Genomic DNA, 13,079 nt, shown 5'->3' with positions numbered 1-13,079 from the left:
ATGCGGAACACACGACCACGCCTGTCCCGGCGCATCTACGCCATCGCTGTTTCAACGGCGATGTACCTGAGTACCGCACTCACCGTCACCTTGGCCATCAGCCTGATGATCTACGTCCTTGCGCAAGGAATCCCCCACATCACATGGGAAATGCTCTCAACCGCGCCCAGTTACATTGGCAAGCGAGTCGGCATTCTTCCCGACATTTTGAACACCCTGTATATCGTTCTTGCGACCCTCGCTTTTGTCATCCCGCTGGGAGTCGGAGCCGCGATCTATTTGAACGAGTACGCAACGAACAAGCGGATCGTTCAGACCATCGAATACGCCACAGAAACTCTCGCCGGAATCCCGTCGATCATCTTTGGTCTTGTCGGAATGCTCCTGTTCTCAAACACGATCGGAACCTCCCTCCTGGCAGGCGCTCTCACCCTGGTCATTATGAATCTTCCGACCGTCATCCGGAGCACTCAAGAATCCCTGAAATCCGTGCCACAAAGCTATCGCGAAGGCGCATTCGGATTGGGAGCAGGAAAGTGGCGGACAATCCGCACGGTCGTTCTTCCTCAGGCCATCGACGGCGTCATCACCGGTTGCATCCTATCTGTCGGAAGAATTCTGGGCGAGTCCGCGGCTCTGCTCTTCACGGCGGGTTTCGCTCACACAGTGCACGGGTTCTTCGACTCCCTCCATTCTCCCGGCGCGACTCTTTCCGTCAGTCTCTACGTCTACGCCAAAGAAAACGGCGATTTCACAGTCGCTTTCGCACTTGGAGCGCTATTACTGATCCTCCCCCTGATTATCAACGGTATCGCGACGCAAACAGGTCGCTATTTCGAAAGGAAACGAGCTGTATGAATCCGATTATGAGTGCAAGCGACCTCTGCCTCTGGTACGGCGAACATCAAGCCTTGAAAAACGTTAGCCTCGACATCCCCGAAAACACTGTCACCGCACTCATCGGCCCATCCGGTTGCGGAAAATCAACATTCCTTAAGACCCTCAATCGGATGAACGACCTTGTTCCCACCGTGCGTATCAACGGAGAGGTCCGCTACGACGGCAACGACATCTTTGACAGGGACGTTGACGTCAACGATCTACGACGTGAAATCGGGATGGTCTTCCAGAAACCGAATCCGTTTCCAATGAGCATCTACGACAACGTCGCTTACGGTCCGCGAACACACGGCATCCGTAAGAAGAAGGACCTTGATCTAATCGTCGAACAAGCACTCACCAGAGCCGCAATCTGGGAAGAGGTAAAGGACCGTCTTCACAAAAACGCTCTGGGATTGTCGGGAGGCCAACAGCAACGCCTCTGCATTGCTCGAGCGCTCGCTGTGGAGCCTCGTATCGTCCTCATGGACGAACCCACCAGCGCACTGGATCCGATCTCAACGGCACGCGTCGAAGACCTCGTCGGCGAGCTGAAAGAGGACTACACGATCGTCATCGTCACGCACAACCTTCAGCAAGCCGCACGTATCTCCGACTACACCGCATTCTTCCTCCTGGGTGAGCTCATCGAAGTTGGCAGAACGCACGAGGTCTTTGATCGCCCTCAACATGAACGCACAGAATCCTACATCACCGGCCGCTTCGGATAAGGAATCCCAATGAGAATCAAATTTGAACGCCACCTGAACACACTGACCAGCGAACTCATCACCATGGGGTCACTATGTGAAGAAGCAATATTGGGAGCTGAAAAGGCTCTCGCGTTGGGCAATATCGAGTCGATCCAGTACGTCCAAGAACTCTCCGAAGAAATCCGGCAAACAGAGCGCACAATCGAACGCAGGTGTCTTGCCCTTGTTCTGCACGAACAACCTGTTGCGAAAGACCTGCATCTTGTCTCGGCCGCGTTAAAGATGATCACCGACATGAAACGAATTGGCGATCAAGCACAAGAGATCACCGAAATCGTCGCCTTCTTTAACGGACGGCACCTGCCTGACATTGATACGACCAGCATGATGGCTGAAGCAACACGTTCCATGCTCTCCAACGCGATCCAGGCGTTCGTTGCCCGCGATGTCGATAAAGCGCTGGGTGTTGTGGCCGATGACGACATCGTAGATTCCTATTTCAATCAGATGAAATCAAATATCATTCACATGATTGCGAACGGTTCGACCGACGGAGAGCTTGCGCTCGATTTATTGATCATTGCAAAGTATTTTGAACGTATCGGCGATCACGCCACGAACATTGCGGAGTGGATTGTTTTCTCCGTCACGGGACAACACGAGGATGAAATCTAATTGATTTGGTGTGTCGAAGACGATGCCAGCACTCGAGATATCGAAGTGCATACTCTGCGCGCTACCGGCTTCGAAGCTCGCAGTTTCGACGATGGCACGTCGTTTTGGGAAGCCCTGCAGAAAGAACGTCCCCAGCTGGTCGTTCTTGACGTCATGCTTCCTGGCATCGATGGCATTGAGTTACTCCGTCGTATGCGCGCATCATCCACGCTCAAAGATTTACCCGTCATCATGGCAACCGCAAAGGGCCAAGAGTTCGACAAGATTAAGACTCTTGACATGGGAGCCGACGATTATCTGGTGAAGCCGTTCTCCGTGCTCGAACTCGTTTCACGAGTGAAAGCTGTTTTACGTCGCACAGAACCAGACCGTCTTGCGGATGTCTTCACCCACGGTGATCTCGTCGTGAACTTCGATGAGTATACAGTCTTTATCGGCGACGAACGCATCTTCCTAACTGCGAAAGAATTCGCTCTATTGCGACTGCTTCTTTCACGCCCGGGAACGGCATTCACACGCGAGCAAATCTTCTGGGACGTGTGGGAAACCGACTATATCGGTGATAGCAGAACCCTGGATATGCACATTCGCACACTCAGAGGAAAACTTGGACCGTACGCATCAAAGATCGAAACTTTGAGGAACGTAGGGTATCGGTGGGTAAGCAAAGACTGACAACTCGTGTTTTCCGTTCGATTTTGGGAGCGTCTGCGACGGTTCTCCTGGTATCTTTCTGCGTCATTTCAGCCACCCTGTGGCACTACTTCACGTCGATTCAAGACCACCAGTTACGCGACGAATTAGAGTGCGCGGTCCATGGCGTCCAGGTATCTGGAGAAAACTACCTGCAAGACTTTAAGCCGGGAGTCTACCGATTGACGTGGGTCGATGCCGACGGCAGTGTCATCTACGACAGCGAGGCGGCTCCGGCTACGCTGAAGAACCATTTTGACCGTGAAGAGATCGCTGAGGCACGCGCGAATGGGCATGGTTCAAGCTCTCGTTATTCGTCGACGCTGACTGAGCAAACCCTCTACGAAGCCGAACGCCTTCCCGACGGCACCATTCTTCGCATTTCAATAAGCAGGGCAACCGTCGTGTCCCTTGCTATTGGAGCGATCGTCCCGGTACTGGCAGTAATCCTGAGTGCCATGCTCATCTCAGCTTTTGTTGCTCATCGAATATCCCGGCGAATTATTGAGCCACTCAACAGCATCGATCTGGATCAGCCACTGTTGAACGATACCTACGTTGAGCTGACTCCGACGCTAGAGCGTATCGACGCTCAGCACAATGAGTTGAAGACTCAACTTGCGACCGTTCGCAGGCGGAGCGATGAGTTCACGTTGATCACAAGCAATATTCGCGAGGGCCTCATCCTTCTGGACGAAAACTATCGCGTACTATCCATCAATCCAGCAGCTCAGCGATTGTTTAACACGGATACCACCTGCGTCGGTACCAACTTGCGGACCATTCATCACGGGCATGCGTTGTGGGATGGCATCGAACGCGGAAAAAAGATTGGTTTCTCTTCACTCCGTTTGCCTATAGGTGATCGAGAATTCCAGTTTGATTGCAGCAGGATCGATTCTGATGGTCAGCCCGTTGGGGTGGTGATTCTGGCGTTCGATGTGACGGTTCAAGCAACACACGAAAAAATTCGCCGTGAATTTACCGCGAATGTGTCGCACGAATTGAAAACGCCTTTGCAGGGCATTATTGGCTCAGCTGAACTGATCGAGAGCGGTTTTGTTGACGGGGAGGATTTGCCTCGTTTTGTTGGGCATATTCGCCATGAGTCATCGCGTCTTGTTGATCTTATTGATGACGTCATCCAGCTTTCTCACCTAGATGAAGGAGTCGATGCTCCAAAGGAGCCGGTGTCACTTCTAGCTGTGTGTCGCGAAGTCGTTGATACGCTTCAGCCTTCAGCGCAGGCGAAGAATATTCGCTTTGCACTTGAAGGAAACGACGGCATGATCCTCGCAATTCGTCGATTGATCTACGAAATCGTATTCAATCTTGCCGATAACGCCCTGAAGTACTCACACCCGTCATCGACGGTCACCATCGGTGTTACTACGACCGATCAAACGGTTGAGCTCAATGTTCGCGACGAGGGAATCGGCATTGCCCCCGAAGAGCAGGAGCGTATTTTTGAGCGATTCTACCGCGTCGATAAGAGCCATTCGAAAGAGTCTGGTGGAACCGGGTTGGGCCTGTCGATTGTTAAGCACGCGGTCAACTACCACAATGCTCAGATCGCGTTGGACAGCGACCTCGGTCAGGGAACAACCGTCGCGGTCACGTTCGAGCGAGCACAACTCCCCTAGCCATTCCCACCGGCGTACCTTCGAGGCCGGTTCAACGCGACCTGAATCTGAGCAGAATCTGGGCAAACAAAAATCCCCGAAGCACGTGCTTCGGGGATTATTTACTGCTTACTCAGCGAGTCTCGCGGTGCGCAGTGGACTTGCGGCAACGCGGGCAGTACTTCGCGAGTTCCAGACGATCCGGCGTGTTACGACGGTTCTTCTTGGTGATGTAGTTGCGCTCCTTGCACTCCGAGCAGGCCAGAGTGATCTTGGGGCGAACATCCTGAGACTTGCTTGCCACGGTGTGTCCTCTTTTGCTTCAGTAGTTTGTCGGCGCGCGACCTGATATCTGGTAGCGGGGGCGGGGCTCGAACCCGCGACCTCACGATTATGAGTCGTGCGCTCTGACCAGCTGAGCTACCCCGCCGCAATGGCGCGACCCTCGTCGCTACCTGAGCCCCGAAAGGGAATCGAACCCTTGACCTTCTCCTTACCATGGAGACGCTCTGCCGACTGAGCTATCGGGGCAACGCGAAAGAGCCTATCTCAGTTCCAATTGCTTTAGCAATCTGTCAGTCTGAGAATGACCTCACACGATGGATCTTGGATACATCCAAGATGGTGGCGGGGGAGGGATTCGAACCCCCGTAGCTTACGCGGCTGATTTACAGTCAGCTCCCTTTGGCCGCTCGGGTACCCCGCCGTGCACCAATTTTTTCGGTGCCGTGGAAGAATAACAGATAAATTATCCTCAACGCCAATCGGCGGACCGCTGGTCGGACTCACCTGCCCACGAACCGCGCATTTACAAGGAAGGGAAAGCCCATGGCAGATTCCTCGTTCGATATTGTTTCCAAGTTGGATCGTCAGGAAGTTGATAACGCAGTGAACCAAGCTGCGAAGGAAATTTCGACGCGTTACGACTTCCGTAACGTTAATGCAGCGATCAAGTTGAGCGGTGACGCGATTGAAATGGAAGCGAATTCCGCCGATCGAGTCCTTGCAATCCTTGATGTTCTGCAGACAAAGCTGATTCGTCGCGGCATTTCTTTGAAGAGCCTGGACTATAAGGATCGCGAGCCGAAGCCGTCGGGCAAGATCTACAAGTTGGTCACTCCCCTGCGTGAAGGTATTGCTCAGGATGCTGCGAAGAAGATCGCGAAGCTCATCCGTGATGAGGGCCCGAAGGGTGTGAAAGCCCAGATTCAGGGTGACGAACTTCGCGTTTCTTCGAAGTCTCGTGATGACCTTCAAGCTGTGATTGCACTGTTGAAGGGCCCGGCCGGCGAGAACATTGATGTCGCGTTACAGTTCGTGAACTACCGCTGATTTTTCGATTCACGAGGCCGGGCGGGGTGGAAGCGAATGCTCCCACCCCGCCCGCCTTATACAGTCCATGTGACGACTTTCACCCAAGCGTGATGCACGTTGGGCGAGCAGATGCGACCTCGTTCCGCCCGTTGCGCAAACAGGAAGAGGGTCAGTAGCCGGCCATTTTTTCGAGGCGCGCGCAACGCTCATCCATTGACGGGTGCGTTGAGAACAGATTGCGCACCTTGCCGAAGGGATTGGCGATCATCATGGCAGCAACGGATTGGTTGGCCGGAGTTTGTTCCATTGGACGGTGTGCCGTGACCTGCTCCAGCTTGCGCAATGCGGAGGCTAAGGCCAGAGGATCTCCAGTCAGTTTCGATCCGTCCTCGTCCGCGTCGAACTCGCGGGTGCGCGACAGGGAGAACTGAATGAGGGTCGCAGCAAACGGCGCCAGAAGGGCGATGAGGATCGAACCGATAATGCCCACTCCCCCGCCTTCGCCATCACGCCTGCTCCCACCACCGAAGAACATGAGGAATTGCGCGACTGATCCGATCAGACCAGCAATACCCGCCGCAACGGACGAGGTCAGGATGTCACGATTGTAGACGTGCATCAGTTCATGCCCCAGGACGCCACGTAGCTCGCGCTCGCCCAATATTTCAAGGATGCCTTCGGTACAACACACGGCTGCATGGTTCGGGTCGCGCCCCGTTGCGAACGCATTCGGAGTCATAGTCGGAGCGACCCAAATGGAAGGCACCGGCTGATTTGCACGCGCAGCCAGCTCTTCAACAATTCGATACAGGTCAGGCCGTTCTTCCCGCGTCACCTGATAAGCGTTCATTGATCGCAGTGCAATTGTTGCCGAGTTCCAGTAGGACACTGCGGTCTGAACCAATCCAATACCCGCAAAGATCCAAATCCAGATTGATCGACCGGTTGAACCGGCAATCAAACCACCAATCACCAGTAGAAGCGCCCACATGCCTCCCAGCAGGAACGCCGTCTTCAAGCCGTTGTGATATCTACGCTGCGTCATAGAAACAGAATACGAGAACTGTCTGGGTAAGCCCTGAAAACAATCGGAACACTATCTGAAATCTGCCTCTTATCGCCAACGAGCGCCCTCGCGGGGATCAGCATTGCCCTTGAAACAAGGGGCGGGCAGGCCTGAGAAAAGCACTGCCCGCCCACACAAGGAAAACGTTACTTGCTTCGTCCCGGACCGGTGTAGTCATCGAAACGCTCGGGAGCTGAAGGAACACCCATCTCTCCCATCTGACCAATCAGGTCAGTGGGCTTCGAATCGGAACCTCGTGAAATGTCTGTCATCGCGCGACGGGAAACAACCTTCACGCGCTCACGCACGCCACGACCTTCGGGAAGCTCGCCGTATTCGGAGCCGAGTGCACGCTCGTATTCATCAAGCAGTTCCCAGCCTTCCCAGGTCGTGAATTCGACGCCACGCTCGTTCAGCAGGTTCACCATCGCTTCGTGGCCCACCGCGGACGAGGACGCGTGCAGACGTCCAGCATTCGCATCCTCCACCAAGTGGGAGATCGTCTGCTGAGCATCAGACTTCGTCGAACCAATCAGACCAACCGGACCACGCTTAATCCAACCGGTGGCGTACATGCCCGTCAGAGCCTCGTCCTCGCTCGCCTCCGGCGTCGGAACAACTCGGCCCTCAACGTTCGGGACAACGCCGCGAGCAGTATCGAACGGCAGGCCAGGAATCGGCGACGAGTAGTAGCCGACAGCGCGATAAACCGCCTGCACCGGCCACGTCGTGATGACACCCGTGCCACGCACGTTTCCATCGCCAGTCAGCTCCGTACGCTCGGTACGAATCGCCTTCACATGCCCCTTGTCATCGGCAACAATCTCGGCCGGCGACTGGAACAGGTGAATGTGGATGCGACGGCTTGCCGTGTGTTCATCCTCGTCAGCCATCGCGTAGTTCGTCAGAGTCTTGACAACCTGGCGCTGCTGGTTGGATTCGCGCAGAGCCTGTTCACTGCCCTCATCGAAGTCGAAGTCTTCTTCAGAAACGATGATGTCAACGTCGGGCACCTTGCCCAGTTCGCGCAGTTCCAACGGGGTGAACTTCACCTGTGCGGGACCTCGACGACCGAAAACGTGCACGTCGGTGACGGGATTGTTCTTCAGCCCCTCTGCGACGTTTTCAGGAACCTCGGTGACCATCATGTCTTCGGCGTGCTTCGCCAGAACCCGCGCAACGTCCAACGCAACATTGCCAACACCCACGACCGCGATTTCCTTCGCCTCAAGCGGCCAGGTGCGCGGGTAATCCGGGTTGCCGTCGTACCAGGACACGAAATCGGCTGCACCGTAGGACTCCGGCAGATCAACGCCGGGAATATTCAGCGGAGCATCACGGTCGGCACCCGTCGCGATAATGACCGCATCGTAGTGTTCGCGCAGATCATCGATCGTGACGTCGCGACCGATTTCAACGTTGCCCAGCAGTCGAATGTCACCGCGCTGCAGGATCTTGTACAAGGCAACAATGATCTGCTTAATACGCGGGTGGTCGGGGGCAACACCGTAGCGGACCAGACCGTAGGGAGCGGGCAGACGCTCGAAGAGGTCGATGTTCACGTCCAACCCAGACTTCGACAAAATATCGGAGGCATAAATACCCGCAGGACCAGCACCAATGACAGCAACGTTGAGCGCAGTCAACCCGTTCTCCCTTCGAAGCCCCACGCGTTTTGATTTACGCAAACAGGACAACTTGAAAATCTATCTGTGTTGATCCTAGTGTCGATCGCGCAAATCTCGCCATTTCGTAACCGGCTTCACCCATTTGGTGGAGAGTTTCACCTTCTCTGATGCTCCGGTTGGGTTCGCGCACGAGGCTCGAACGAACTCTTGGCAGGGAGCGTGGCCTCGTCCCGGCTCCCAGCCAATATCTCACCCACTGTCCTTCTGACGTGCGAAACACGCTCGGGCGAAAGAGAAGAGACTCCCCGTAAAGCACTGTGTGCCCCACAGTCACAGCTACGGGGCACACAGATGAAAACAACTGTCGAAGTCAGACCAAACGATCCACCATCAGGTGAGCAAACGCGATGAGTGCCTGCTTCGGTTCACCATCGGGCAGAGAGTCGAGCACCTCGATCGCACTATCTGACCACTGACGAGCCAGCGCACGCGTTTCCTCCAAGCAATCATGGACACGAATCTTCGCTACCAGGGCACCGAGAGCTTCATCCGACGACAGATCAGCGTCACGTTCAGCCAGAATCTGCTTCCCCGCTTCATCGATCGTGCCCTCAGCAACACGACGACGCAGGAGCAGAATCGGCAGGGTGTCTACACCCTCACGCAGATCAGTACCCGGTGTCTTACCAGACTGATCGGACGCAAGGTCAAGGACGTCGTCAGCGATCTGGAATGCCACACCAATGCGTTCGCCGAACTCAGAGACGATCGCAGCAATGTCATCAGAAGCACCCGACAGACACGCACCAAAGTACGCGGCCGTTGCGACCAGCGAGCCGGTCTTATCCGACAGAACCTTCAAGTAGAAGTCGACGCGGTCGTCTTCTTCAGTCGGACCGAAGGTTTCATTCAGCTGACCGATGCAGAGACGTTCGAAGGTCTTCGCATGGTAGCGAACCATCTCAGGACCAAGCGTCGTGATCAGCATCGACGCCCGCGCAAAAAGCACGTCACCAGCGAGGATCGCACGATTATTGCCCCACACGTGCTGAGCCGACGGAACGCCACGCCTGGTCGGCGCTGAGTCCATAACGTCATCATGATAGAGCGACGCGAGATGCGTCATTTCAACGGCAGTCGCACCGCGAATGACCTCGTCACTGAGCGCACGTTCCGGGTCACCCAGTTGCGCGCACACCAGCGCGAGGAGGGGGCGAAGTCGCTTCCCACCTGCAAGAGCAAGGTGGCTGGTCAGGTCATCAACGAGGTCACGCGACCCCGTCACTGATTCGTACAGGCGACGCTCGACGACCTCGAGCCCCGGAAGAATTCGGGACTCGAGGTCGGGAACATGGAGATCTGGCGTAGAAACGGTCACGGCAAAAGTATGACGATGTTTGACAGAATCGACAAAACGGGACCGGGGAAGACGCCTAGCACAATCGTCGCAAGTGCCAAGATCAGGACCGCGATGAAGGTCATGCCTTCAGAACGGACAACCACTGAATTCTCAGTCGGCTCGGTGAAGAACATCAGGCGAACCAGGCGGAAGTAGTAGAAGGCCGTCACTGCGGAACACGCCAAAGCAAGCGCCACGAGCCAGCCGAAGCCACCGGCGAACCCATCGGAGAACACGACGAACTTGCCAACGAAACCAGCCGTCAACGGAATGCCAGCAAACGAGAGTAGGAAGACAAGCATGGATGCCGCCATCAGCGGGTTCTTCTTGCCAAGGCCTGCCCAGCGATCCAGAGCCGTTGCCTCGCCACCGGGTTCACCTTCAGCAGTCGCAGAGCGAACCAGAGTGATGACACCGAATGCGCCAACCGTTGCCAGCCCGTATGCCAGCACGTAGTAGAGGACGTGGCCAGCGGAGCCCTGAGCCAGGGAGAAAACACCGATCAGGATGAAGCCTGCGTGCGCGATCGACGAGAAGGCAAGCATACGCTTCACATCGGTCTGAACGATACCGGTGAAGGTGCCAACCAGCATGGTCAGAACGGCAACTGCGATCAGAACCGGAACCAGGTCCCACTGAAGCAGTGCTGCGATCGTCTGGTAGAAGCGCACCATCGCACCGAAGGCCGCCATCTTCACGGCTGCCGCCATGAAGCCGGTAACCGGGGTCGGAGCACCGGTGTACACGTCGGGCGTCCAGGCATGGAACGGAGCGGCACCCACCTTGAACAGCAAGCCGACCATGATCATGAAGACGCCAACAACTGCCAGCCAATCAAGACCGCTCGCGGTCGGGACGACTGCTGCAGCATCGGAGATTTTCAGGGAGCCGGTGAAACCGTAGAGGAGCGCCGAACCCATCAGCAGGAAGCCGGATGCGAATGCACCCAGGATGAAGTACTTCATGCCTGCTTCCTGGCTGAGCTGACGGCGACGACGCGCGGTGGCGGCCAGAATGTAGAGCGGAAGCGACATGACTTCAAGAGCCACGAACAGCATGATGTAGGAATCAGCTGCCGGGAACAACATCATGCCACCCAAGCTGAACAGGGTCAGCGGGAACATTTCCGAACGCTGGTAGTTCTGAGTATCGGAACGCTCTTCATCCTGCGAACCGGGGCGATCCGAAGGCTGACCGGCGAAAGCGCCGTCACCAACAACAGTGCGATCGGCCATCACCAGGATCGCGAAGAACGCGACGATGGTCAGGACGAACTGGGCACCGATCGTCAGCGGGTCCTCGATGTACTCACCAATGGAAGTGGGCTTGTCAAGAACCGGGAACCACCGCGTAGCGAGCACCGCGCCTGCGGCCAGAGTCGTCAGCAGAGCGACGGCAATGACCAGCGTGCGACGGGTCTTGCGGGGAGCAAATGCTTCGATGAGCACACCCAAGACCGCGCCACCGAAGACGACGATGATCGGAATGAGCGTCACCCACGCAATCTGCGGAGCGCTAAAGTTTGCTGCTTGCAAGAGATTCAATTCGAGCTCCCTTCAAGAACTGCCGTTGCGGCAGTATCGGCAGTGCCAAGAGCAAGATCTTCACCGATCGGGGTCAGTGCACCGACAAGTGGCGCAGACCAGATACCGAGAACAACCATTGCAATGAGCAGCGGGGCCATCACTGACTTTTCACGAGTGTTCAAGTCAGGCAGTGCATCCTTGCCGGCGACGGGGCCACCGGTGAAGACACGCTGGTAAGGCATCAAGACGTACACGGCAGCGATGATCACGCCGAGTAGCGCGAAGACCGCCAGCACGATATTCACCTGCCACGTACCCATGAGGACAAGGTATTCAGGAACGAAGCCTGACAGACCGGGCAGTGCGATCGATGCAAGACCGGAAACCAGCCAGAGGCCGGCAAGAACCGGGGTCACGCGCTGCATACCCGAGTATGCGTTCATGTCCTGGGTGCCACCGCGACGCGACAGCCAGCCGGAGAGGATAAACATCGCTGCGATCGAAACGCCGTGAGCAACCATGTAGAACATAGCGCCAACCATGGCGACCGACGAGCCAATAAAGATACCCAAAACCATGAAGCCGAAGTGCGACACGGACGTGTAGGACACGAGGCGCATGATGTCGTCCTGACCGTTAGCAGCAAGACCGCCCCAGATGATCGACAGGACTGCCAGTGCGCAGAGGACCCAGCGCGCTTCGAAGGAAGCTTCCGGGAAGAGGCGCAGGCAGAGGGTGATCATGCCGAAGGTACCGATCTTGTCCAGCACGCCAACGAGCAGAACCGACGTGCCCGGACGGGCAACAGCGGCAGTGTCGGGGAGCCAGGTGTGAACCGGAACCATCGGAGCCTTGATTGCGAAGGCGACCATGAAGGACACGAACGCGCCCATCTGCACTGTGCTCGACAGGAGCGGCGCAACCTGGGACAGGGTGTCGAGGCGGAAGAAGGTGTCGGAGTGCTCTGGAGCGAATGCCCAAAGAGCGATCAGACCACCGAGCATGACCAGACCGCCGGCGAGCGAGTAGAGCAGGAACTTCATCGCTGCCGCATGACGCTCGGCAACCGGGCCGACACCGTAACGACCAATCATCAGGAACAGCGGGATCAGCATCGCTTCGAAGGCAATGTAGAAGACCACCAGGTCACACGCTGCGAAGATGACGACCATGAACGCTTCGAGGAAGAGGACGAGGGCCGCGTACGAGCCCGCATCCGCTTCACTTTCATCTTCGTTCCAACCGGCGATCAAAACGATCGGAACCAGGATGACAGCAAGAAGGATCATAACCAGGGCCAAGGCGTTGACGCCGAGGGCCCATGAAACGCCCATCTGGGGAATCCACGAGACGGATTCGATGAGCTGATACATAGAAGCCGAACCCCAGTCGAAGCTCATGGCAGCGCCAATAGCAGCACCGAGTTCGAGGAGGGAGACGACCAGAGCAAAGCCCTTGCCTGCGCCCTTACGCAACGCGGGGGTTACTCCAAGCAGGAGCGCACCCAGCGCGGGAAGAGCGACCAGGAGGGTAAGCCATGGGAACGAGGATTCAACCATTGTGT

The 13,079-nt window shown here is 56.2% G+C and carries 12 protein-coding genes and 3 tRNA genes; 6 read left to right on the top strand and 9 right to left on the bottom strand.

The genetic code is table 11. The features are described from left to right. The 5 genes from pstA to G5S47_RS01165 are packed head-to-tail and all read left to right on the top strand — an operon-like array spanning position 1 to position 4,603. Entirely contained in the window at positions 1 to 858 is an 858-nt protein-coding gene (gene pstA / locus G5S47_RS01185; RefSeq protein ID WP_006680821.1) for a phosphate ABC transporter permease PstA, read from the top strand. Then, a complete protein-coding gene (pstB, locus tag G5S47_RS01180) occupies positions 855 to 1,610 on the top strand; it encodes a phosphate ABC transporter ATP-binding protein PstB (RefSeq protein ID WP_006680820.1) in 756 nt (251 codons plus the stop codon). The genes pstA and pstB overlap by 4 nt, the downstream gene beginning before the upstream one ends. Before the next feature lie 9 nt (positions 1,611 to 1,619). Continuing rightward, positions 1,620 to 2,267, top strand: a complete 648-nt coding sequence (phoU, locus tag G5S47_RS01175; RefSeq protein WP_006680819.1) for a phosphate signaling complex protein PhoU — start codon at positions 1,620 to 1,622, stop codon at positions 2,265 to 2,267. Next, positions 2,268 to 2,942, top strand: a complete 675-nt coding sequence (locus tag G5S47_RS01170) for a response regulator transcription factor (protein ID WP_006680818.1) — start codon at positions 2,268 to 2,270, stop codon at positions 2,940 to 2,942. After that, positions 2,924 to 4,603 (top strand): sensor histidine kinase, encoded by a 1,680-nt coding sequence (locus G5S47_RS01165; RefSeq protein ID WP_006680817.1) that lies wholly within the window; start codon positions 2,924 to 2,926, stop codon positions 4,601 to 4,603. Before G5S47_RS01170 ends, G5S47_RS01165 begins: the two co-directional genes overlap by 19 nt. Before the next feature lie 112 nt (positions 4,604 to 4,715). Here G5S47_RS01165 and rpmG read toward each other — a convergent pair whose 3' ends face one another. The 4 genes from rpmG to G5S47_RS01145 all read right to left on the bottom strand — a co-directional run bounded on the left by rpmG (position 4,716) and on the right by G5S47_RS01145 (position 5,288). After that, positions 4,716 to 4,886 carry a 50S ribosomal protein L33 gene (gene rpmG / locus G5S47_RS01160; RefSeq protein WP_006680816.1) on the bottom strand — a complete coding sequence of 57 codons (171 nt, stop codon included), beginning with the start codon at positions 4,884 to 4,886 and terminating at the stop codon, positions 4,716 to 4,718. 49 nt (positions 4,887 to 4,935) lie between these two features. Next, positions 4,936 to 5,012: transfer RNA gene (locus tag G5S47_RS01155), tRNA-Met, on the bottom strand. 28 nt (positions 5,013 to 5,040) lie between these two features. Beyond that, positions 5,041 to 5,113 (bottom strand) — tRNA-Thr (locus tag G5S47_RS01150). A 91-nt stretch (positions 5,114 to 5,204) separates the two neighbouring features. Further along, positions 5,205 to 5,288: transfer RNA gene (locus G5S47_RS01145), tRNA-Tyr, on the bottom strand. 122 nt (positions 5,289 to 5,410) lie between these two features. On the opposite strand from G5S47_RS01145, the gene G5S47_RS01140 reads away from it, so the two are divergent. Then, positions 5,411 to 5,914 carry a YajQ family cyclic di-GMP-binding protein gene (locus G5S47_RS01140; protein WP_006680815.1) on the top strand — a complete coding sequence of 168 codons (504 nt, stop codon included), beginning with the start codon at positions 5,411 to 5,413 and terminating at the stop codon, positions 5,912 to 5,914. 151 nt (positions 5,915 to 6,065) lie between these two features. Here G5S47_RS01140 and htpX read toward each other — a convergent pair whose 3' ends face one another. From htpX to G5S47_RS01115, 5 genes are all read right to left on the bottom strand, one after another. After that, a complete protein-coding gene (gene htpX, locus G5S47_RS01135; protein ID WP_006680814.1) occupies positions 6,066 to 6,941 on the bottom strand; it encodes a zinc metalloprotease HtpX in 876 nt (291 codons plus the stop codon). A gap of 167 nt (positions 6,942 to 7,108) precedes the next feature. Further along, entirely contained in the window at positions 7,109 to 8,608 is a 1,500-nt protein-coding gene (locus G5S47_RS01130; RefSeq protein ID WP_219585634.1) for an FAD-dependent oxidoreductase, read from the bottom strand. Positions 8,609 to 8,960: 352 nt separating this feature from the next. Continuing rightward, the gene (locus tag G5S47_RS01125; protein WP_006680812.1) at positions 8,961 to 9,968 is read right to left on the bottom strand and encodes a polyprenyl synthetase family protein; all 1,008 of its coding nucleotides are present in this window, start codon (positions 9,966 to 9,968) and stop codon (positions 8,961 to 8,963) included. After that, positions 9,965 to 11,533, bottom strand: a complete 1,569-nt coding sequence (nuoN, locus tag G5S47_RS01120) for an NADH-quinone oxidoreductase subunit NuoN (protein ID WP_219585633.1) — start codon at positions 11,531 to 11,533, stop codon at positions 9,965 to 9,967. Before nuoN ends, G5S47_RS01125 begins: the two co-directional genes overlap by 4 nt. Beyond that, complete coding sequence (locus G5S47_RS01115; protein ID WP_103632702.1) at positions 11,530 to 13,074, bottom strand: complex I subunit 4 family protein; 1,545 nt, start codon at positions 13,072 to 13,074, stop codon at positions 11,530 to 11,532. Before G5S47_RS01115 ends, nuoN begins: the two co-directional genes overlap by 4 nt. Positions 13,075 to 13,079: the final 5 nt, after the last annotated feature.

The sequence above is a fragment of the Schaalia turicensis genome, assembly GCF_019380255.1.
GTDB classification, from domain to species: domain Bacteria; phylum Actinomycetota; class Actinomycetes; order Actinomycetales; family Actinomycetaceae; genus Pauljensenia; species Pauljensenia turicensis_A.
Note: the sequence above shows the minus strand (reverse complement) of the source record. Positions and strands in the feature narration are given on the sequence as shown.

What these genes read in the sequence shown, in the direction of transcription:
- pstA (WP_006680821.1), top strand. Translation starts at nt 1, where the DNA reads ATGCGGAACACACGACCACGCCTGTCCCGGCGCATCTACGCCATCGCT.
- pstB (WP_006680820.1), top strand. Translation starts at nt 855, where the DNA reads ATGAATCCGATTATGAGTGCAAGCGACCTCTGCCTCTGGTACGGCGAA.
- phoU (WP_006680819.1), top strand. Translation starts at nt 1,620, where the DNA reads ATGAGAATCAAATTTGAACGCCACCTGAACACACTGACCAGCGAACTC.
- G5S47_RS01140 (WP_006680815.1), top strand. Translation starts at nt 5,411, where the DNA reads ATGGCAGATTCCTCGTTCGATATTGTTTCCAAGTTGGATCGTCAGGAA.
- htpX (WP_006680814.1), bottom strand. Translation starts at nt 6,941, where the DNA reads ATGACGCAGCGTAGATATCACAACGGCTTGAAGACGGCGTTCCTGCTG.
- G5S47_RS01115 (WP_103632702.1), bottom strand. Translation starts at nt 13,074, where the DNA reads ATGGTTGAATCCTCGTTCCCATGGCTTACCCTCCTGGTCGCTCTTCCC.